Source organism: Sphingomonadaceae bacterium OTU29LAMAA1 (genome assembly GCA_024072375.1).
Taxonomy (GTDB): domain Bacteria; phylum Pseudomonadota; class Alphaproteobacteria; order Sphingomonadales; family Sphingomonadaceae; genus Sphingomonas.
Window position 1 is genome coordinate 430,483 of the sequence record CP099617.1, and the last position, 19,990, is coordinate 450,472.

General features: G+C 65.1%; 17 protein-coding genes. 11 read left to right on the top strand and 6 right to left on the bottom strand.

All coding sequences use genetic code 11. The features are described 5' to 3' along the window. The first annotated feature begins 8 nt into the window (after nucleotides 1-8). Nucleotides 9-1,535 (top strand): DNA polymerase, encoded by a 1,527-nt coding sequence (locus tag NF699_02365; protein ID USU05566.1) that lies wholly within the window; start codon nucleotides 9-11, stop codon nucleotides 1,533-1,535. Nucleotides 1,536-1,762: 227 nt separating this feature from the next. Here the strand turns inward: NF699_02365 and NF699_02370 are convergent, their stop codons facing one another. Next, a complete protein-coding gene (locus NF699_02370) occupies nucleotides 1,763-5,695 on the bottom strand; it encodes a hypothetical protein (protein ID USU05567.1) in 3,933 nt (1,310 codons plus the stop codon). Between the two features lie 460 nt (nucleotides 5,696-6,155). Continuing rightward, entirely contained in the window at nucleotides 6,156-6,956 is an 801-nt protein-coding gene (locus NF699_02375; GenBank protein USU05568.1) for a hypothetical protein, read from the bottom strand. Between the two features lie 591 nt (nucleotides 6,957-7,547). Between NF699_02375 and NF699_02380 the strand changes: the two genes are divergently transcribed. Then, a complete protein-coding gene (locus NF699_02380; protein USU06966.1) occupies nucleotides 7,548-8,303 on the top strand; it encodes an alpha/beta hydrolase in 756 nt (251 codons plus the stop codon). Nucleotides 8,304-8,474: 171 nt separating this feature from the next. Here NF699_02380 and NF699_02385 read toward each other — a convergent pair whose 3' ends face one another. Further along, on the bottom strand, nucleotides 8,475-9,191 hold the full coding sequence (locus NF699_02385) for a LytTR family DNA-binding domain-containing protein (protein USU05569.1): 717 nt from the start codon (nucleotides 9,189-9,191) through the stop codon (nucleotides 8,475-8,477). Continuing rightward, a complete protein-coding gene (locus NF699_02390) occupies nucleotides 9,184-10,302 on the bottom strand; it encodes a histidine kinase (GenBank protein ID USU05570.1) in 1,119 nt (372 codons plus the stop codon). The genes NF699_02385 and NF699_02390 overlap by 8 nt, the downstream gene beginning before the upstream one ends. Nucleotides 10,303-10,446: 144 nt before the next feature. Between NF699_02390 and NF699_02395 the strand changes: the two genes are divergently transcribed. Further along, nucleotides 10,447-11,583, top strand: a complete 1,137-nt coding sequence (locus NF699_02395; protein USU05571.1) for a beta-lactamase family protein — start codon at nucleotides 10,447-10,449, stop codon at nucleotides 11,581-11,583. Nucleotides 11,584-11,594: 11 nt separating this feature from the next. After that, nucleotides 11,595-11,978 carry a hypothetical protein gene (locus NF699_02400; GenBank protein ID USU05572.1) on the top strand — a complete coding sequence of 128 codons (384 nt, stop codon included), beginning with the start codon at nucleotides 11,595-11,597 and terminating at the stop codon, nucleotides 11,976-11,978. 234 nt (nucleotides 11,979-12,212) lie between these two features. On the opposite strand, the gene NF699_02405 is transcribed toward NF699_02400, so the two are convergent. Then, nucleotides 12,213-12,494 carry a DUF427 domain-containing protein gene (locus NF699_02405; protein ID USU05573.1) on the bottom strand — a complete coding sequence of 94 codons (282 nt, stop codon included), beginning with the start codon at nucleotides 12,492-12,494 and terminating at the stop codon, nucleotides 12,213-12,215. Between the two features lie 308 nt (nucleotides 12,495-12,802). Here NF699_02405 and NF699_02410 point away from each other — a divergent pair, with 308 nt between their 5' ends. The 4 genes from NF699_02410 to NF699_02425 all read left to right on the top strand — a co-directional run bounded on the left by NF699_02410 (nucleotide 12,803) and on the right by NF699_02425 (nucleotide 17,100). Next, nucleotides 12,803-14,422: a histidine kinase famiy protein gene (locus NF699_02410; protein USU05574.1), complete on the top strand. Its 1,620-nt coding sequence runs from the start codon at nucleotides 12,803-12,805 to the stop codon at nucleotides 14,420-14,422. 326 nt (nucleotides 14,423-14,748) lie between these two features. Further along, complete coding sequence (locus tag NF699_02415; protein ID USU05575.1) at nucleotides 14,749-16,131, top strand: PAS domain-containing protein; 1,383 nt, start codon at nucleotides 14,749-14,751, stop codon at nucleotides 16,129-16,131. An 87-nt stretch (nucleotides 16,132-16,218) separates the two neighbouring features. Then, nucleotides 16,219-16,575, top strand: coding sequence for a response regulator (locus NF699_02420; GenBank protein USU05576.1), 357 nt, complete (start codon nucleotides 16,219-16,221; stop codon nucleotides 16,573-16,575). A gap of 66 nt (nucleotides 16,576-16,641) precedes the next feature. Continuing rightward, nucleotides 16,642-17,100, top strand: coding sequence for a nuclear transport factor 2 family protein (locus tag NF699_02425; GenBank protein ID USU05577.1), 459 nt, complete (start codon nucleotides 16,642-16,644; stop codon nucleotides 17,098-17,100). A 64-nt stretch (nucleotides 17,101-17,164) separates the two neighbouring features. Here the strand turns inward: NF699_02425 and NF699_02430 are convergent, their stop codons facing one another. Beyond that, nucleotides 17,165-17,647 carry an FAD-dependent monooxygenase gene (locus tag NF699_02430; GenBank protein USU05578.1) on the bottom strand — a complete coding sequence of 161 codons (483 nt, stop codon included), beginning with the start codon at nucleotides 17,645-17,647 and terminating at the stop codon, nucleotides 17,165-17,167. A gap of 119 nt (nucleotides 17,648-17,766) precedes the next feature. Between NF699_02430 and NF699_02435 the strand changes: the two genes are divergently transcribed. The 3 genes from NF699_02435 (at nucleotide 17,767) to NF699_02445 (ending at nucleotide 19,979) form a co-directional block, all read left to right on the top strand. Next, on the top strand, nucleotides 17,767-17,928 hold the full coding sequence (locus NF699_02435; GenBank protein USU05579.1) for a hypothetical protein: 162 nt from the start codon (nucleotides 17,767-17,769) through the stop codon (nucleotides 17,926-17,928). A gap of 12 nt (nucleotides 17,929-17,940) precedes the next feature. Next, nucleotides 17,941-18,663, top strand: a complete 723-nt coding sequence (locus NF699_02440; GenBank protein ID USU05580.1) for an IS6 family transposase — start codon at nucleotides 17,941-17,943, stop codon at nucleotides 18,661-18,663. A 71-nt stretch (nucleotides 18,664-18,734) separates the two neighbouring features. Next, nucleotides 18,735-19,979 carry a hypothetical protein gene (locus tag NF699_02445; protein USU05581.1) on the top strand — a complete coding sequence of 415 codons (1,245 nt, stop codon included), beginning with the start codon at nucleotides 18,735-18,737 and terminating at the stop codon, nucleotides 19,977-19,979. Nucleotides 19,980-19,990 lie beyond the last annotated feature (11 nt).

Below are 19,990 nucleotides of genomic sequence, written 5' to 3' on the forward strand. Positions count from 1 at the left end.
CGAGGATCATGCTGTTCCTCAGAGACTTTACCGGCGGTGGAGGGGAGCGCTTCTGGTGGCTGGAGGACGGCGGTCTAATCGAGACCGACGCCTCCAGCGTCGTCGCCTTCGCCGGGATCGTGGTGTGTCACGACTTCTGGATGATCCGCGACGCCCTGTTCGACGCGACGGGGACGCTGCCCGGCGCGATCGTCGATGTGGACGAGTTCCGCATCTCGGTCAGCGGGCTGCCCGCCGACCGGCTGGACCGGGAGAAGCGGGACGTCACGGCGCAGCTCGATCGGTTCGGAGCGGAGCCGCAGGTCCGCGAAGCGTATCGGCGGATGTTCAACCGGGGCCTGCCGTTCGACCCGGAGGTCGCGGCCAGTGCCGCGACCGCGATCGGGGCCATGTACCTGTCGCTGTGCACGCAGGCGAGAGTCGACGGCGAGTTCGAGCGGTTCTTCTCTATCGAGGTCCCCGTCCATCGGGCGCTGCAGCTCGCGATGTCGGCGGGCATCGCGATCGACGCCGCCGGACTGTCGGAGATGCGGTCGCGTGCGGAGCACGACTACTTCGTCTGCCTGAAGGGCTACTCGGACAGGCACGACATGCCGCTCGAGACGCCGAGCAGGTCCGCCCTCGAAGGCCGGCTCCTCGCGGACGACTTCGACCTGGACCAGGTCTCCGTCGAGTACGTGCTGGAGTTCGTGCCGCACGATCGCGATTTCGGCCGTGACACAAGGGATCTGCTCGCGCTCGACGCGACGAGGCAGGTGCTCAACTCTTTGACGCTGGCCAGCCGTGTCGTGCGGCCCGTCGTGGACGTGTTCGGCTCGCGTACGTCGCGGGTCCAACTGCGGAGCCCCGGTCTCCAGAACGTGCCCAAGCGCTACCGATCGATCGTCGCACCGCACGAAGGCATGGAGCTGGGCTACGTGGACTTCGAGCAGTTCGAGGTCGGCATCATGGCCGCCCTGTCCGGCGACGAGGAGCTGAAGCGGCTGTACGCGGCTGGCGACATGTACGACCTCTTCGCGAACGAGCATCTGGGCCTCGCGGGCCGTCGCGATGCCGCCAAGCAGCTGTTCCTGTCCTACGCCTACGGGATGAGCCGCAAGGCCCTGGTGGACGCTGCCGTCGCGCTCGGTGTCGAGCGGGAGCGGGCCAAGGCCGCATTCAGGCTGTTTGGCAGTTACGAGGAATGGAAGCGGTCGGTCTGGGCGGGTTTCCGCCGCGACGGCCGGGTGTCGTCCATCCTCGGCAACCACTACCGCCGGGTCGGGAACGGGCAGCTGACCGGGAAAGAGCAGAGGTCGGCTGTCAGCCAAGTGGTGCAGGGAACGGCCTCGCTGATCTTCAAGCGGGCGCTAATGGCGGCGGCCTCGCTCGACGACGTGCGGATCGTGCTGCCGATGCATGACGCGCTCCTCTTCGAGTACAGGACCGCCGGGACGCCGCCGAGGGTGGTGGAGGCATTCGAAACCGCCATGACGGACGTGCTCGGGGGCTTGGTGACCGGGAAGGCGTCGGTGGGCGCGTTCGTCGCCTCCTGAAAAGTGGCTGTGGCGCCAATGATTCCCGCCACCGGCGCACGCGACGAGCAGTGCGCCTCCCGGCGTCGTTCGCGCTAGGAGCGATTGGCGACGGGCCATGATCAGCAGCGGCCCGCGAGAAGGGCAATGTCGCTGCCCTCCCCGGCGGGCCCCATTACTCGACTGAGAAAATCGCGACGGCGTCACGCGCTCTGGGTCTCTATAGTGTCACAACCGATCCTTCCCGGTTAGCGATAGCCTGGCAGGAAATGACCGCGCGCCCAGCCGCGAACGTATTCCTGCAGGCCGGGGAGGTTGGACGCGAACCCCTCCACAATCCCGATGAGTTGCCGCCAGTCGTCACGCTCGCGGATCAGGCATTCGAGGATGAGCCCGGTCGCCGGCTCGCAGACGGGCCGAACGCTGTTTGTGGACCAGAGCTGATCGATCGCCTCGCACGCGGCCTGCAGGTGCGACAGCGGCTCGGCTTCACGCCCGCCGAGTCGGCCCGCCAGTGCCCTGGCGCGCTCGCCGATGCGCCCGCTCTCAAGGCAGTCCTGCTCGATGCCCAGCGCAATCATGCCCCCGGAGATGCCAAGGTGGGTCTGGCCAGCGCGGATCATGTCGACAGTGTGCTGCGTGAAGTCGGCAGACGCGATGCGGCCGCGGGCGCTCGCCTCTGACAGGATTGCGTGCAGCCAGGCGGACAGCTTGCCGCCGCCTGCAGCGTGCATGCCACGCAGCGCTAGGTCGTCGCAGACCAGCAGCGTCCCGCTCGTAAGGGCGAGGGCCACGGCGTCGAGCATGTCGGTGCGGCCCGACTGGATCAGGTCGCGGAAGGCGGCGGGAAGATCGTCACCCATGACCAGCGGTCGCGAGGCGTCGTTGTCGCGGATCCAGGCGAGGGCGGCGGAAAGGTCCTCGCGCAGCTCCTTCATCCTCTCCGCCGGCGTCTCGGTGTGGAGGATGCGTCCACCCTCGAGGTAAGAAAGCGACGAGTGGCTGCCGTCCGCCATGAGCGACTGCGCGTCAAGCCGGGCGTCGAGGCGGTCGACCACGCTCCGGGGCACGGCGATAGTGCCGCAGATCTCCGCGACGACATCGAGGACGCCGAGCCGCCATGCCGTCCAGAAGGACAGGAGGTCGAGCACGCATCCGCGACCCCCGTTCGCGTGGATCGCGGCCTGCGCGGCCTGCCGTTCCGGTTCGGTGCCCGCCGCCACCTTGAGCGGAACGCCCTGTTCGGCGAGACCCGCGGCGACGTCGATCGTGTCCATGTGGAGCCGGGTCGCGAGCAGGTCGATGGGCATGCCGCTGGCGACGTGGCGCTCCTGCTCGGCGAGCACCCAGTCGCGTCGGTCCTTCAGCTCCGCGATGACCTCTTCGAGGCCGCTGGGGCTTTCCGGATCGACCGTCATCGACTTCAGCCCGAACACGTCCGGGAAGCGCTCTTCGTATTTCTCGAGGACGTAGTGGAAGCGCGCCACGATCTTGTGGCGCAGCTTCGTGATCCGGACCGATCTGCCGTCTGGCGCGGTGAACTCGTCATCCACGCGAAGACCCCAGGCGGCCTCCACGAGCGGATGTTCGGGCTCCCATGACTCGGGATCCAGCGCGCGCAGCTCCTTGTCGGGTTCGACGACGAAGAAGGCGATCGAAGCGTCGGCGTACTCGATGTCGATGGCGACGTCGGTGCCGACAGCGTCCGGAAACCAGTTGCCCGGCCTGCCGGCGTCCTGGGGTCCCTCCCTTATGGTCATGGAGGTGAGCGTCATCCAGGCTCGCGGCCGGTCCCGCTGCTGGAGGAAGAGGCGATAAGCGAACCTCGCCGCTCGGTCGTGGTGGCCGAAGTGGTGGAGGAGGCGGGCGACGCGGTAGGGATCGCTTCCGCCGGCCCAGGGGAGGTTCTCGATCGGGGTCTCGAGCGTCTCCAGCACGGCCTTCGAGCGTCCGAGTCTGAGCAGCGTCTCGATGCGCATGAGGATAGCCTTGGGCAGGCCAGGCCGTATTTCGAGCATGCGGTCGAGGTTCGCGAGGCAGCGGTCGAGGTCGCCGATGTTCCAGGAGTGGCGCGCGTCGAGCCAGAGCATGTCCGGGTGTTCACGTACCGTGGCCGCCGCGCGCGCCAGCGCGGCGCGGAACGCGCCGTCGCGGCGTGCCTCGGCGAGCGCGGTCAGGTACATGAAGGTGATGGGGCGGGGGCTTCCGAGGTCGGCCAGTCCTTCGATGAGATTGGCGGCTCTGGCCTCCAGCCCGTTCTCCAGCATCGCCTCGGCGACGAGCATGCGTTCGATCGGCTCCGGATCGACGCCGAGGTCGTCCGCGATGCCGATCAGGCGCTCGCGCGTCTCCTCCTCAGCCGCGCCCGAGCGGATCGAAGCCTGAACCTCCAGCAGCCTGGCGGCGACCACGTCCTCCGGGCGGGCGAGCATGTCGTCGAGGACGGATCGGAGCGCCACGTCGTCCTTCGCTGCGATCGCCATCTCGGCGAGGAGCCTGCGCCGCATCCCCGAGACGCGTTCGTCGCCGCGGTCCTCCGTGGCCTGCAGCGCCGCGAGTCGCTCGGCGGGATTGCCGGTGCGGGAGAACTGGACCTTCATGAGGACCGTCTCGGGCTCGCTGCCAGGTTCCAGCACCTCGACCGCCTCGTCGCGCCTGCCGCGGTCGATGAGCGTCATGGCGAGGAGCCTCATCAGCTGGTCCTCGCCGGGCATGGCCTTCAGGCCGTCGCGCAGCAGCGCCTCGGCCTCGTCGCGCCGGTTGGCGATCCGCAGCAGCAGCGCCGCGTTGCTGACGTGGGCCATGAGGTCGTGCCGGTCGGCGTAGGCGACGTCGAGGCAGTGCTTTGCGTAGGCGGCCATGTGCGAGGCCGCCTCGTCGATCTGAACGTCGGTGACGGTGTCGCCGCCGCCGACGACGTGCACGCGGCTGTCGACGGCAATGGAGAGGACGGCCAGTGCCTTCAGACGAGCGACGTCGTCGAACTCGCTATCGCCGTCCTCGAGCGAGAAAACCTTCGTCTCCCAGCCTGGAAGCCACCGCTTGCGCAGGAAGTCGGCGATCGCGAGTTCGGCCGAGCGGGTTCCCCGCATCTCCTCCGGCACGAGCGTGCCGGGATCACCCTGCCAGTTGGAGCGAGACGCGGCCTGCAGCATGGCGCTGACCGCGAACTCGGTCCTGTCCGGACGCGCGAGCACGGCTCGCGCGATCTCCATGCCCTCGTCGGGTCTGCCCTGGATCGTTCGCGCGATGGAAAGGTTCGCCAGTGCGTCGGGATCGTCGGGCCGCAGCAGGTGGGCGCGCTCGTAGGCCTCGGCGGCTTCGGCCTCGCGTCCGCGGTCCATCAGTGCCGCGGCGATGTTGGTCTCGATCCGGTAGCGCGCCCAGGGCGCGTCGGCCGCCTCGGGTCCGTCGCGCAGCGCCACGAGCCGCCTTTCGGCCACCGCGCCCTGTCCTTCGCGCACGAGGTCGCGCAGCAGGTCGATGCGGGCGTGCAGCGCCGGATCCTCGTCGCCGATGCTACCCGGCCCGGCCGGTGTGGAGGCCGCAGGCGGGGTAGCTACGATGCCGCGCCGCATGAACTCGTCCGCCATGTGGGCGATGAAGCCGTCGACGCTCATCGTGCCGCCGTCCGATATCTGGACCGGGAGCGTGGTAGCCACCGAGGACGGGACAAAGGTGTTGTAGGCGGGCTCGTGCAGTCCGATGAGCAGCTCGAGCTGATCCCAGCCGTACAGGTGCACGGTCACGTCGTGCCCTTCACCGCGCAGCTCGCGTTCGACCGCCTTCGCCGCCTGTTCGGCCTTCGCGTCGTTGGGCGCAGTGGTGGCGAAGATGATCTCCTTCAGGCCGAAGGGCAGCGCCAGGGCCGCGCGGCAGTCGGCGAGGATCTTGACGTGCTTCAAGCTCTTGGTGACGAGGCGGCACTGGATGCCGACCGGATGCGCCGGGTCGCCGCCCCGGTGGCCGAGGATGTCGATCCCGCCCTGGTCCTGCCCGTTGCGACCGTACTCCTTGGCGTTCGGATCCCGCAGCTCCTCGCGGAACAGCACGACGCAGTTGCGCTGGAATGCACCCCAGTCCTTGGGCTTCGCGATCTCTATCGCGAGCCGCTGCCCGACCGGCGCGCCCGTGGACGCGAAGCTGTGCTTTCGGCCTGTCTTCGAAGGGGAGGTCGCCATGGCTCGAGCATAGAGAACAGGTGGTGAACCTCCAACGGGTTTGACGCCGGCGACGCTCGTCCACCGGTGACGTATATCTCGATTTCGACGTGGAGCCGCCGGGCACCTTCGATTGGTCGGACGAGGTGGACCACGTCGCTCAGACGTTCAGGTCGCTCTCCGACGCGAATACTGCTCGAGTGAGGGACATCATAGCATGGCTCGACCTCCATCAGGAGGATGGCAGGGTCTTCGCTGCCGCAATCGATCACGAGGCAGGCCTCGACGCTCTCCGCTCAGGTGAGCTGGCCGATTGCCTGGTACGGGATTGTCCGGTCGCGGAACGTCCCGACCATTTCAGATTAACGAGCGTCCGAAGCTGGGAGCCGGGCAGGTAGGTCTGAATGACTGCAACTGGGTCGTGTCGGCGGGAGGGTCGGGCGGCCGCTCTCGCCCATAGCGGACGTTCAGGACATACGAATTACCGTTGCTCGCCGGGACGGCGGCACGATGGATAGTTGATTGGAGAGGCAAGCGCGCTCCAGTAGCCATCGGCGCCTCTCGTGAGCCTGAGCGAAGACACTGCATCGTAGCTTGGTCGGATACGATCAGCTCGCTGCTGGAGCGCCTGATCGCGAAAGCATACATCAACGCCTTTGACGGATGTAGCCAGCACGGTGAAGCTCATCAGCCAGCCACCGTCGCGACTGGTCATCGTCACGCCACTCTTACCCCGATCGGTTTCGATGAATCCATAATCTTCAGGCGTCCGCTTGCCGGAAGCTCGTCGAGGTCCGGTAGAGTTCGGAAATGAAGTAAGGTCCAGTCTGCGGATCAGCTGATCGACCCCGTCGCCCGTCGTTACAATCGGTGCGGGGATGTGATCATCAACAGCGACCCCCAAGGACGTCGCGCACCATCTACGCGCTAGGTCGAAGGCGGTCGACATGCCACCCTGGCGGCGTCGAATCCGACATACGGGCTGACCGACACCGCTATTACCGCTATGATAATAGACGATAATCCCGGCTCCGCTGCCGCTGTATCGAGCGCGGTACGCCAGGGGCGATGCCGACCGTGAGCCTGTGGTCGGCTGTTCGGCGTTCCAGGGTGTCAGCCCTTCGGTTTCGATCAGCGCACTGGCGAGCGCGTCGGGCTGCGGGATATTCGTGTCTAGCACCAGCTCCGCCGTCACTCCCTCCCGTTCGAGCACCTTACTATGGTAAGACGTTAGCACCTGAGAACCGCCAGCTAGCATCATCACTACCAATAAGCCGACCATCGTGCATCTCCTTCGCCGATTAGGATAACCAGCTGGTTTGCAGCTTTCATGCAGAAGCCGACTGCACCCCTTCAAACTTCCGTTCTCGTCACCTAGAGGCTGTTGACCGGCCCTTCAAAGCGGAGCGGCGGCTTTCTCCCAGATTATGACATTCGTCAGTGGATGGCCGGGGTGCCAAGCTAGTCGTTCGCGCCGATGAACAAGCGTCCGAAATTGGGAAGCGGAGAAAGTGAGCTGAATATCCACTTGTGGGTCGGAGCGGCAGAAAGGAGACGATCGGTCTCGTGCGACGGCGGACGTTTGCGTCACTAAGCATCCGCGGTAGGATTGGATGTGAATGCGGTAGGATTGGATGTGAATCGAGCGCAGTGGACAAGTCAATTAAAGCGGCGTGACTTGATCGCCGGTGCGGCGGGAGCGGCGCTGGTGAGCTTGCTGTCAGTGAGCCTTCAAGCACAGCCGTCCGCTGGCCGGTTGCTCGCGGTGAGAGGGACCCGCCTCTGGGTCACGGACACAGGGCCTCGCGACGCCCCCGTGCTCCTCTACGTCCACGGCGGTCCTGGCATCGGGGCGCTGGAGTTCGAGCACTACATGGTACCCGCGCTGGCTGGCAGGGTTCGGTTAGTCAGCGTGGACCAGCGCGGCGTCCTTCGCTCCGACGCGCTTCCTACCGGTACAAAGGTGACGGTCGACGATCTTATCGCCGATTTCGAGGCTGTTCGGAGTGCACTAGCAGTGCCGCGTTGGCACGTGGTGGGGCACAGCTTCGGCGGCATGGTCGCTCTACGCTATGCACTGGCGCACCAGAACCGCGTGCAGCGTCTGATACTGGAATGCCCATCCATCGATCTTTCCAGCTCGTTCCGCTGGCTGTGCGCCGCGGCAGCGCAGCTTCTAAACGGAACTGAGCCAGCGAAGGCGTTGCATGCGACACGACTGGCGGACCCGTCCACTCCTCTGGACGACGGCTTCATCAGCCAGATGGATGAGGTGCTTGCGACGCTGGGTGGGAGGCGGCAGGACCTCTACGTCAGCAACCCGCGAAACCGTGACATCTTCTCACGCCTTGCTGCGACCGCTGGCCTTTCGGAGGCCCGTTGGAGGCAGGGCGCCGTTCCCGGCAAGTCGCTGCTGGCGCAAACCTCGACGCGCCGCCCGATGCTATCTGCCATCGACCAGTGGAATGGGCCGCTGCTTTTGATCCGTGGCGATGGTGACCACGTCACCAGCCCAGCGGAACTCGTCGCCGTTGCACAAGCGGGCGGAAAGATCGTCACCGTTCCCGATGCAGGGCACTTCGTCCACGTCGAACAGCCTAGCGCGTTGGCGAAGCTTCTTTCGCAGTAGCCGCTGCGAACCATGTCGACACGTGGTTGCGCGTCATGCATGTAAGTTGGCCTGGAAACTCCGTCGATCAAGTATGAACGAACGTCCGAAAGCGGAGACTGATCATGCTGCTCGCGATGTCCGCATCTGGGTCCTGGCCGCCGCCCCGCCGTCGGTTCCCGATTGCCGAAGTCATATTTCGCGCACATCTTCGAGGTAGCTGCGGCCGATACGGAGCGTCGCTCCATCGGCGAGGACGACGGACCAGACACCGCCACCCTCGTGTCGCAGGCCGGCGATGAGGTCACGCCGGACGATCGTCGATCGGTGGATGCGCCGGAACAGCGGTGCGGGGAGGCGCGCGACGATGTTCTCCATGGTCTCGCGCAGGAGGTGCGATCGGCCTTCGACATGCAAGCGCACATAGTCCCGCTCGGCCTCGACCCGCTCAACCACAGCGAGATCGACGCGCACCAGATCGCCCCGGTGCGACACCCACAGATGGTCCTCGACCGTTGCGATGCCGGCGGAACGTCCGGCCAGAAAGGCGCGCGCACGGGTCAGCGCCACGGTCAGCCTGTCCGGCTCGATCGGCTTGAGCAGGTAATCGATCGCGCCCACATCGAACGCGGCGAGCGCATGCGCCGTGAACGCGGTGGTGAAGATGGTCGCCGGCGCCTGATGATCGCGCGGCAGCCGCCGGGCCGTTTCCATGCCGCCGATCCCGGGCATGGCGATGTCAAGGAACAGGATGTCGACGGGCCGATCGCGCACGGCCTCCAGCGCCGCCTCGCCGCAATCAGCCTCGCCCGCGACATGCAGGTCCGCCTCCGCGCATAGCACCCTCAGCAGGCGGCGCGCCGGCGCCTCGTCATCGACTATCAGTACCGAGAGCGCGCGGTCAGCCATCGGTGCCGGTCATCGGAATGGACAGGGTGGTCTCCCACCCGCCCTCGGCCGGTCCCGCCGTGAGCGCGGCGCCGGGGCCGAAGCGCGCCGCGAGCCGCGCCCTAACGTTGGCCAGGCCGATGCCCGTTGAGGGCCAGGACGCGACAGTCGCCCGCGCAGAGGTGCCGCATGCGCGATCGGACACGTGCAGTTGGAGTACCCCGCCTTCGCACCGGCCGCATATGCCGATCGTCACTCGTGCGGTGGTGGCGCCCAGACCGTGCTTGACCGCGTTCTCGATCAGGGGCTGGAGAATGAGCGGCGGCAGCATGATGCCATGCAGCGATCGGGCAACGTTGATCTCGACGGAGAGCCGGTCGCCGAAACGGGCCTGCTCGATCGCGAGATAGAGCCGCTGGAACTCCACCTCGTCGGCGAGCGGGATATCGGCCACGGGGTTCTCGACCAGACCTGCCCGAAAGAACGCCGCCAGGTTGCGGATCATGGCGCCGGCTGCTCTGGTCTCGCCGCCCGCCACCATCGCCGCGAGCGCGTTGAGGGCGTTGAACAGGAAGTGCGGATCGACCTGCAGCCGCAGCATCGCCAGCCTGGCGTCGTGCGCGGCGGTCTCGGCCGCCGCCCGCTGGCGCTCGACCGCGCGCACCTCGCCGACGACACCCAGCGCCAGCAGGAACGCGGCCCAGGCGGCGAAGAAGAAGTACCAGGTGACGAAACCGTCCGCGATGGCAGTCCGCAGCACCGCCCCGTCCTCCCATCGGGCGAGGTCGGGCAGCACAGAGGGAACGGGCAGCCAGCGATAGAACAGGTAGCTGTTGAGCGCGGCGAACAGCATCGCCGCGGGCGCGCACGTCAGGAACGCCGCGGCGGCACGGATCGGCAGCAGCGCCGCCGCCGTGCGGCGCAGCGTCAGATGGAGGCACCAGGCAAGCCCTAGGCCGATCAGCGTCATGCCGAGCCGGCGGACCAGCATCCCGCCCTGATCCGGCCAGCCCATGACCCACGCCCGGCCAGTGACAAGCGCGAGCCACACCGCCCAGAAGCCGGTGATGCTGACCAGAGCAAGGCGGGCGGGCACCGGAACGGCGATGGCAGGGTGGGCGGGATCGTGCATCGCCGATACGTCTAGCACGTCCTTCCATATTGCCACCCGGTCGTGAGCGACGCCCATCGCGGCCTGACGACGCTCGTCGCACCGCGCTCGACGTCCACGGCATCAGCCGCGACACGTCGATCAACGAACAGGGGAACGACTGTGATGAAGATGACGAAAGCCGGGCAAACGGGCGTGCTGGCGATGCTGCTCGGCACGGCGGGAAGTCAGGTAATGGCCGGCGCGCCGGGGTCCGGGCCTGTCCCGCCGCTCGACTTGGCGTTCGACCGCGCCGCTGCCATGGTGAAGGCCGCAGGGTTGCCGGGCGAACTGGTCCTGACCGATGCCGCCGGTGCTGAGCGGGCCGCCGCATTCGGCGTGGCGGACCGAGCGGCGAACGTCCCCAACCGCGTCGGTCAGCGCTGGCTCTGGGCGTCGGTGACGAAGCAGGTGACGGCGACACTCGTGATGCAGGAGGTCGCCAGCGGCCGGATGGCGCTCGACGCGCCTATCGGTCGCTACCTGCCCGACTTCGGCGGCGACCGCGCCATTACGGTGCGCGAAATGCTCCAGCATCGCTCCGGCCTTCCCAACCCTTCGGATATGCCGGCGATCGACGGCGTCCCCGGCTTCTACCGCGAGAGCGGCTCGAGGATCGGCGATGCCGCGCGCACCGCAAGTTTCTGTTCAGGCAAGGCCAAGGGCGCGCGGGGCGGCCAGTGGGAATACAACAACTGCGATTATCTCGTCCTCGGCGCCGCGCTCCAGGCCGTGACCGGCCGCAGCTATGCACGGCTGGTCGAAGAACGCATCGCCGCCCCCTTGCGGATCAGGACGCTGCGGCTTGCCCGAGACGGGGCGCCGCACGGCGGCGCGGCAGCGACCGGCTATGACGGCACCGCGCCTACGCCGGTGATGAACGTCGCCACCGGCGGGGCAGCCGCGGCGCTGACCGGCAGCGCTGGCGATCTCGCCCGCTTCGATCGCGGTCTGATGACCGGGCGTCTGCTCGATGCGCAGGCGCGCGCCACCGCCTGGACCGGGGATCCCAGGCTCGGCTTTATGGCGCTGGGCACATGGTCGTTCCCCGCGCGCCTGAACGGCTGCGCCGCGCCGGTCCAGCTTGTCGAGCGGCGCGGCGATTTCGGCGGCACCCAGGTCCGCAACGTGATCGCGCCCACTCTGGGCCGTGCCGTCATCCTGTTCACCAACGACGCCTCGGCCACATTCGGCGAGGTCTGGCAGGGCAAGGGCCTGACCTTCGACCTGTTGTCGGCCGCCTTCTGTCCCCCCACCGCCTGAAAGGAGTTCGCATGACCCTACCCGCCTGTCGCCTGGTGCTCGCCGTCGCGCTCGGCACGATCGCGCTTCCCGCCACCGCGCAGCAGAAAACTGACCTAGCCGGAGAGTGGACGGTCGATCTTCGTCCGACGCCGCAGGCGGCGGCTTATTTCAAGCCCATGACGATTGCCGTGGCGGCGGACGGGGCGTTGACCGGCGCGTTCTACGAGCATCCGATCGAACTCGGCCGGGCCGGAGCCACCAACGGCCGGCCCTGCTTCGCCTTCCGCACTCAGGACGCCTCCGGTCCCTATCAGACGTCGGGCTGCCTCGTCGGCGACCATATCGAGGGGCAGACCTGGTCCGAGGGGCGGCGCTTCGTCCTGACATGGCAGGCGACCCGTACCCGCAAGTAGCGTTTAGGGATCAGCCGATCGGCCAGGTGCCGGCGTGCTCCCACGCCCCTATGTTTCGCGTGATCTATGCGCAGTGGTGTCTCGAGAAAGCCGGAGGCGTGCTGGGAGACATTGGCCAGCCCAGATTGGCGTGGCTGGCAAAATGAACGGGTGTCCGAAGTCGGGAAGCCAGAAGCGGGCCACGAATGACCGCAAGTGGGTCTCAGCAGGCGAGGTCGCCGGCCGTTGTTGCAGCTAGCGTACCGCCACGCCCTTCCAAAACGCTATGCGACCGCGGATATCTTCGGCCGCTGCTTTAGGATCGGGATAGTACCACGCGGCATCTGGGTTCTCGGCACCACCCACGTGCAAGCTGTAGTAGTGGGCCGTCCCCTTCCAAGGGCAGATGGTTGTCGTGTTGCTTGGCTGGAGGACCGCAGGGTCAACGCTGTCGGCAGGAAAATAGTGGTTGCCTTCCACCATCACAGTATCGTCGCTCTGGGCGATTACTGAACCGTTCCATCGGGCTTCAACCACGTCAATTCTCCTAGCGCTGGTCCGGTAAGTCGGGCTGCACCTGTCTCTCGTCAAGCCACGACAACCCGGTGAACGGACGTCCGGTTCTGGGAAGCACGATGATTGCAGTGATCGACCGATTGTGGGTCGAGATGTCGGACGCCGGCTGGCCGGCGATGTCTTAACCGTTTGGTTTCGAACAATCAGCGCTAAACGTGCCCTGTTCGCTGGAACAAAGGGAGTTATCGGCAGATAACGGCCCGACGGCCGGCGCTTCGGGGCAAGCCCCCCTCTAGCGTCGGGTTTTCATGGAAAACGAAACTTCCGAGATGCTTCCTAGCGCTCCGGCTCCGCATCTGGCAGGAAGCGCGAACCCCGACATGACAGACGACAGCAACAGCATCTTCTTCGCGGCAGTGAAGACGACACGCATGCCGATGATTGTCACCGATCCCAATCAGCCCGATAACCCCATCGTATTCGCCAACCCGGCGTTCATGGGAATGACCGGCTACAGCAGCGACGAGTTGATCGGCACGAATTGCCGCTTGCTCCAAGGACCGGACACCGATCGCGATACGGTGGCGGAGGTCCGTCAGGCGATCGAGCAGCGTCGGGAAACGACGGTCGAAATCTACAATTACAAGAAGAACGGCGCTGGCTTCTGGAACGCCTTGTTCATCTCGCCAGTGTTCGACGCCGACAACAACCTCATCTATTTTTTTGCTTCACAGTTGGACGTCACACGTCGCCGCGATGCCGAGGAGGGGCTGCGCCAGGCGCAGAAAATGGAGGCGGTCGGACAGCTGACGGGCGGCGTGGCCCATGACTTCAACAATCTGCTGACTGTCATTCAGGGCTTCGGCGACGTGCTGAAGAGCCAGATCGAGGGCGAAGACGAGTTTGATCGCAAGCGGGCGACACGTTCGATCAACGCCGTTCTTCAGGCGGCCGAGCGGGGCGCCACGCTGACCCAGCAGCTTCTTGCCTTCTCGCGACGCCAGAAGCTGCAAGGCCGCGTTGTGAACTTGATCGACATGATCGATGAGTTGCAGCCGCTGATCGAGCGAACGGCAGGCGGCATGGTGAAGGTGAGGATCGTTCACCAGGAATCGACCTGCAATGCCCGCATTGATCCGACCCAGGCTGAGCTGGCGATCATCAATATCCTGCTCAATGCCCGGGACGCGATGCCGAACGGCGGCAACATCGTCATCGAGATCAAGAACCGGTCGATCGAGGCGGGTGACAAGGGCTTTGGCGAGCTGGAGGCTGGCAATTACGTCGCGGTGACGATCACTGACGAGGGCACCGGCATGTCGCCCGAGGTGCTGGCGCGCGTAGCCGAGCCGTTCTTCACGACCAAGGATCAGGGCAAGGGCACCGGTCTTGGCCTGTCGATGGTTTACGGGTTCATGAAACAATCGGGTGGGTCGCTGAGGCTCTATTCCGAGGAAGGGCACGGCACGACCGTGAGGATGCTCTTTCCGTGCGAGAATGCCAAAGCCGATCCATCGGGCGCCCAGCCTTCGCGATCACTGGCCGACAAGCGCGGCACAGAAACCGTGTTGGTGGTCGAGGACCAGGTCGATGTCGGCGACTATGCCGAGACGGTGCTCTCGGAGTTCGGGTATACGGTGCTGCGCGCCGACAATGCGAACGAAGCGCTGACGTTGCTCGACGGCTCCGGGCATATCGATCTGTTGTTCAGTGACCTCATCATGCCGGGTGGCATGAACGGCGTCATGCTGGCGCGCGAGGTGAAGCGACGTCGACCAAAGATGCGCGTGCTGCTGACCACCGGCTATGCGGAATCATCGATCGAACGCGTGGATGCCCGCGGCGCCGAGTTCGATCTGATTCAGAAGCCTTATAAGCGCAGCGAGCTAGCGACGAAGGTACGTCAGGTTTTGGAAGGACCGACCGGGATCGGCACGCACGGGGGGTGAGGCATGGAGAGTTACTACCGCGATCAGGCATCGATGTGTGCCGAGCAGGCCGCATCCACGACATTGCCGGACGTTGTCGCGAGATGCAGGCGATGCGAAGCAGCGTGGCTGGCCATGGCGGAGCGAGCGGCCCGCGATACGCAGATCAAGCAGGCGGTAAGAGCATGATGCTACAGCAGATTGCGACCGTAACAATCCTTCGCTAAATCGTTCCTGTTTTGGACCGACAACCGCTCGCCCCTATTCCGCTTCAACCTTTCGAGCCGTCGCCTCAAGTTCGGGCGGCGATCGACGCCTATGCGCGTGGACTGAACGCTTGCGATCCGATGCAGATCGGCTTCAAGATGACTCCAGTCGCGATGGTTGTCAGCGATCCGACCCTGCCTGACTGCCCGCTGATCTACGTCAACGAGGCGTTCGAGCAACTGACCGGCTTCCCTGCCGCCGAGGTTCTGGGACGCAACTGCCGTTTTATGCAGGGGCCTCTTACAGACCCTGATGACGTAGCCCGCCTCAAAACCGCAATCGCCCGGCGCGAGCCGATCGAACTCGACCTGCTGAACCATCGTCGGGACGGGACGCCGTTCTGGAACCGTTTGATGGTGGCACCGGTCTTCTGCGAGGACGGATCGCTCCGCTATTTCGTCGCTTCGCAGATCGACGTCACGATCGAACGGCACCGTGTGCTGGAGCTGGAGCAGGATCGCGAGGCGCTGGCCGCTGAGGTGGCACAACGGGATGCCGATCTGACGCAGCACAACACACGGCTGCGGCTAGCCTTGAAGGCGGGCGCCTTGGGCGCCTGGACGCTTGATTTGCCCGAGTTGGTTCTAACGGCCTCGTCGGGGTGCAAGCGCATCTTCGGGCGTCCGACCGCCGAGCCCTTTACCTATGACGAGTTGCTGGCATCGATCCATCCCGAGGATCGTCGTGCGATGCAGGCCGCAGTTCTCCGGACGATCGAGCACGGCGATCCTTATCACATCGAGTACCGGATTCTGACCCCGGCAGGCGAGCAGCGCTGGATATCGGTGCAGGGCGATCTTCAGTATCGCGCAGACGGTACGCCGCTGGCGATGTCCGGCTTCTCTACCGACATTTCGGATCGCAAGATTGCCGAAGAGCATCGGGCCGTCTTGGCTCGCGAACTGACCCACCGGGTCAAGAACACACTGGCGACGGTGAACGCGGTAGTCAGTCAGACCTTGCGTGATGCGTCATCGCTTGAGGATGCCGCGATCGCTGTATCAGGCAGGATAGCCAGCTTGGGTGCCGCGCATGAGCTGCTGATCCAGGACGAGGTCGAAGGTGCCACGATCGGCGATATCGTTGATCGCGCGCTGCTGCCGTTCAAGGACCGTGACGGTGCGCGTTTCGCGTTGCATGGTCCGTCCGTCCGGCTTTTGCCCGAGGTGACCCTGGCGCTTGCGATGGCGCTCCACGAACTGGCGACCAATGCGATCAAATACGGCGCGCTTTCAGTGCCGGAGGGGCGGGTCGCTATCGAATGGTCGATCAAGCGTCAGGACGGCGAGCGTCGACTGTTTTTCTGCTGGGCCGAGCATGACGGCCCGCCCGTGACGCCGCCTACCAGGACCGGGTTCGGCACGCGCATGATCGAGCGCGTGCTGCGCCGCCATGTGCGTGGTGGAGCGGCAATTCATTATCCTAAGACCGGCGTCCGGTTCGAGATCGAAGCATTAATCTGATGGTGATCTCGTGGCCAATATACCATGATAGAGATTAAAGCGACCGTTAACCGAACCCCTTTCGCGCTGAAGCATTGATACAAGACCATGTGTCATGTGCTCATCATCGAGGATGATTGGCTGATCGCCGATCATATCGCCCAGCTGATCGAAGCTGCTGGTGCGAGTTCGGTCGACATGGCTGACACCGAGGACGATGCTGTCGCGCAGGCGCTCGCCCATCCGCCCGAGGTCATTATTTCAGACGTCAATCTAAAGGGGGGCGGGAACGGCCCGGATGCGGTCAAGCGGATCGTCGCTGCGCTTGGCGAGCGGCCCGTCCTGTTTGTGACCGGCGAACCTCGAGCTTTTCAGCCGCAATCGCCGGCAATGCGGGTCCTGCACAAGCCGGTGGATGATCGGGCGTTCGTTGCCACCTTTCGTGCTATCGCTCCAATTTCATAAGGAACTGCCGAGTATCTCTGATCCGATCATCGCATAAGTGACGGCTGCAGGCGCAATGAGTTACGCATGAGGATGTATACGAAAATCGTTGAGCGCATCTGCCGTAAGGCATTCGTCGCCGTCAATGAGCGGAACTACGCGGTCCTGCTGTCGATGTGCGATCCGCATATCACTCACCGCTTCGGCGGGTCTCACGCGCTGGGAGGCATTCGTAACAACCGTGATGACCTGCAACGCTGGTTTGAACGGTTGGGGCGAGTCGTTCCGAGCCTTACCCTGACTATCGAAGACATATGGGTGAAGGGCGGCCCGTGGAAGACGACGGCTATCGTGCGGTGGACCTCGACTGGGATACCTCTTGATGGGCAGCGTTATGAGAACCACGGCGTCCACGTCGTGGAGATGCGCTGGGGCAAGGCCGTTTCGATCGACGCCAATGAGGACAGCCAGGCGGTAGCAGATCTTCTCCAGCGACAGGCGGCTTGGGGAATCGAGGAGGCCGTAGCACCGCCGATCCAGTCATAGCCCCTTAGTTTCCACGCCCTGATTACATCATGTTAGCGTCAGAACCGTTCGGTTGCGATACCCGCTATCGACCGCAGAATAGGTCAACGACGCTGTTCGGCGCATCAGGTCCGAAGAAGCGGTAAAGGTTGACGGCACTGGCCTCTGCCATTCGTGTGCTGCGCGTGAAGAGGTCGCGTTCATAGGTTGTGAGCGCGGCATCCGGAGCACCGGGATGGTCGATAATGGCGCGGGCAAGTTGGAGGCCATCGAGCATCACGAGGTTGGCGCCCTCGCCGGCGAACGGCGACATCAAATGCGCCGCGTCGCCGAGAAGCGTCACGCCCGCCTTGCGTGGCCACGTCATACCGACCGGAAGAGCGTAGATTGGGCGGACCACGAGAGTCCTGTCGGCTACGCAGATCAAAGCGCGCAACGATGGTGCCCAATTGGCGAACAGGGCGCGGAACCGCTCCACCGCGGCGTCGGGATCGCTATCAAGCCACGCCTCGAGTCGGTTCACCGCCACATAGGTGTGGATGCTGCTGTCGGCGTTTCGATGCGCCAAGATGCCCTGATAGGGGGGCGACCGCGATCAGCGTGCCCGTGCCGATGACCTCGGAGGCGGCCGCGGGACTCCGTCAAACCAACGTGGCAGGCGGGGCAGGGGGCTGATAACGGTCACGGATGAGCCGGAAATCGAGGGCGTTGCCGCCCAACCCATTTCGCCGCTTCAACTCCTCTCCGGAGGTGATCCGGCTGGTCGTGCCGATGTATTTGCGCTTTCCGCTGTCGCTGCGGAACGGCGGGTTCCGTCAAACCAACGTGGCAAGCGAGGCAGGGGGCTGATATCAATCACGAATGAGCCGGAAATCGAGAGCGTTATCTCCCAGCCCGTTTCGTCGTTTCAACTCTTCGCCCGAGGTGATCCGGCTGGTAGTGCTGATGTATGTGCGCTTTCCGCTGTCACTGCGGAATGTGGAAGACCTGCTGTTCGAGCGCGGCATCGACATCTGCCACGAGACGGTGCGACTGTGGTGGAACAGGTTCGGTCCGTTGTTTGCCGGTGACATCCGCCGTCAGCGGGCGAGCCGGATGTGCGGTTTTCGCCACTGGCGATGGCACCTTGACGAGATGTACGTGAAGCTGAACGGCGAGATGGTCTATCTGTGGCGGGCAGTGGATCACGAGGGCGAGGTGCTGGAAAGCTACGTTACAAAGACACGTGATAAGGCAGCCGCTCTTGGCTTTATTAAGAAGGCGCTAAAGCGCCACGGTTCACCCAAGGCGATCACCACCGATGGTCTACGCAGCTATGGCGCTGCCATGGACGAGCTTGGCTGCCGCGATCGTCAGGAGATCGGTCGCTGGGCGAACAACCGTGTCGAGAACAGCCATCTGCCGTTCCGACGACGGGAGCGTGCTATGCTACGGTTCAGGCAGATGAAGACGTTGCAAAAGTTCGCATCCGTCCACGCCAACGTCCACAATCACTTCAGCCTCGAACGACATCTCATCGACCGCCGGACCTACCGGGAACGACGCTCCGCCGCGCTCGCGGAGTGGCAGGGGCTCGCCAGCTAGGCTGCCGCCCTCAAAGGCCGCCGTGCATCGTGTGGAGAGCGGTTCGCGTTAGACTGACAGCACCCTCGTCGATGATGATCGCCGCGGCGAAGCGGGGCCTGTTGAGCGGAGCCGAAGCCGTCGCGCGTGTCAGCCCCGATCGCTATGGCGCGGCAGCGGAAAAGCTTGGTGCCGCCGCCGTCGGTACGCCGCTCGCCAGCCTGATCGGTCAGGCCACCGCGCGCGTGCTCGAAGCGGTGATGCCGTTCCGGCCACCGCGCGTTTCGTTGAGTGACACAGCCGATGCCGACGCCGTCGCCCGCTTCTCGCTCGAGGATGACGACGCCGATTTGCCGGATGACCAGCGCTTCGCCCGGATCAACGAAAGCGACGAGGCGTTCGCCGCGCGCCAGAAGGCCGGGTGGGATCGCTTCCAGGCGTTCGAGGCTAAGCTCACCAAAAGCGGTGCCGAGCTGATCCTGCGCGATATCGGCTCGAATGCGATGCGCGCGATCGCCGAAACCGACCTCGCCGCGCTTCAGGCCATTGCCAGGCAGTTGCTCGATGTCCCGACCAGCCGGTTGCCGCGCATCGCTAATCTCGCCTCTCGCATCGCCCGGGCGCTGTCCACCGCAGACCCGGATCTCGCCGTCGCGCTGTTCCGCCGTTGCACTGGCCGCGAGGCCTTTGTCCGCATCACGCGTTCGGCGGGTTCGATCCCGCTGATGACCTGGGATATCTGGCACAGCGAGGATTCCGGCGCGATGGAGGCGTTGCGTCGCGACCGGCTCGCGCGCTGTTCGAGTGACCACGCGCTGGCAAGTGAAGTGCTCGCCGCCTACCATGCCGGACGGCAATCCTGGCTGGAAGATTATGCGACGCGCGAGATCGCGACCGGCCATCCCGTCGCCACCGCTCGGGCGCTGACGATCCTTGGCTTCGCCGATGAGAGCGAGACCGCCGGCGCGACGATCGCGCGGTTCGACAATCATGGCGGAATGGTCGGGCGGGCCGCCGAGGCAGCGCGGTTCGCCTATGATCGCAACCGCTGGTCACGCATCTGGTATCAGCGCCTCGCCGAGACCGGCGACCGCGTCGACTTCTGGCGCTATGGCACCTTGCTCGCCAAGATCGCCGATGCCCGCATGGTGTTGTGGACCGGAGACTATGTGGAAGGCCCGCTGCTCGACCGGTTCGGCTATTCGCTCAACCGGCCGATCGAACGCCGCATCGAGGCGTGGAAGAAAAAGCGCGACGGCAAATTGTTCGGCCAGGACCAGCCACGCGATGTCTATCTCGAACCCGCACCCGACGGCTTCGATCTGAGCGAGGAATGATGTGCGATCCT

What these genes read in the sequence shown, in the direction of transcription:
- NF699_02395 (USU05571.1), top strand. Translation starts at nt 10,447, where the DNA reads ATGAAGATGACGAAAGCCGGGCAAACGGGCGTGCTGGCGATGCTGCTC.
- NF699_02420 (USU05576.1), top strand. Translation starts at nt 16,219, where the DNA reads ATGTGTCATGTGCTCATCATCGAGGATGATTGGCTGATCGCCGATCAT.
- NF699_02415 (USU05575.1), top strand. Translation starts at nt 14,749, where the DNA reads ATGCAGATCGGCTTCAAGATGACTCCAGTCGCGATGGTTGTCAGCGAT.
- NF699_02375 (USU05568.1), bottom strand. Translation starts at nt 6,956, where the DNA reads ATGGTCGGCTTATTGGTAGTGATGATGCTAGCTGGCGGTTCTCAGGTG.
- NF699_02385 (USU05569.1), bottom strand. Translation starts at nt 9,191, where the DNA reads ATGGCTGACCGCGCGCTCTCGGTACTGATAGTCGATGACGAGGCGCCG.
- NF699_02445 (USU05581.1), top strand. Translation starts at nt 18,735, where the DNA reads ATGATGATCGCCGCGGCGAAGCGGGGCCTGTTGAGCGGAGCCGAAGCC.
- NF699_02370 (USU05567.1), bottom strand. Translation starts at nt 5,695, where the DNA reads ATGGCGACCTCCCCTTCGAAGACAGGCCGAAAGCACAGCTTCGCGTCC.
- NF699_02410 (USU05574.1), top strand. Translation starts at nt 12,803, where the DNA reads ATGCTTCCTAGCGCTCCGGCTCCGCATCTGGCAGGAAGCGCGAACCCC.
- NF699_02435 (USU05579.1), top strand. Translation starts at nt 17,767, where the DNA reads ATGAGCCGGAAATCGAGGGCGTTGCCGCCCAACCCATTTCGCCGCTTC.
- NF699_02440 (USU05580.1), top strand. Translation starts at nt 17,941, where the DNA reads ATGAGCCGGAAATCGAGAGCGTTATCTCCCAGCCCGTTTCGTCGTTTC.
- NF699_02365 (USU05566.1), top strand. Translation starts at nt 9, where the DNA reads ATGCTGTTCCTCAGAGACTTTACCGGCGGTGGAGGGGAGCGCTTCTGG.
- NF699_02390 (USU05570.1), bottom strand. Translation starts at nt 10,302, where the DNA reads ATGCACGATCCCGCCCACCCTGCCATCGCCGTTCCGGTGCCCGCCCGC.
- NF699_02380 (USU06966.1), top strand. Translation starts at nt 7,548, where the DNA reads ATGGTACCCGCGCTGGCTGGCAGGGTTCGGTTAGTCAGCGTGGACCAG.
- NF699_02400 (USU05572.1), top strand. Translation starts at nt 11,595, where the DNA reads ATGACCCTACCCGCCTGTCGCCTGGTGCTCGCCGTCGCGCTCGGCACG.
- NF699_02425 (USU05577.1), top strand. Translation starts at nt 16,642, where the DNA reads ATGAGGATGTATACGAAAATCGTTGAGCGCATCTGCCGTAAGGCATTC.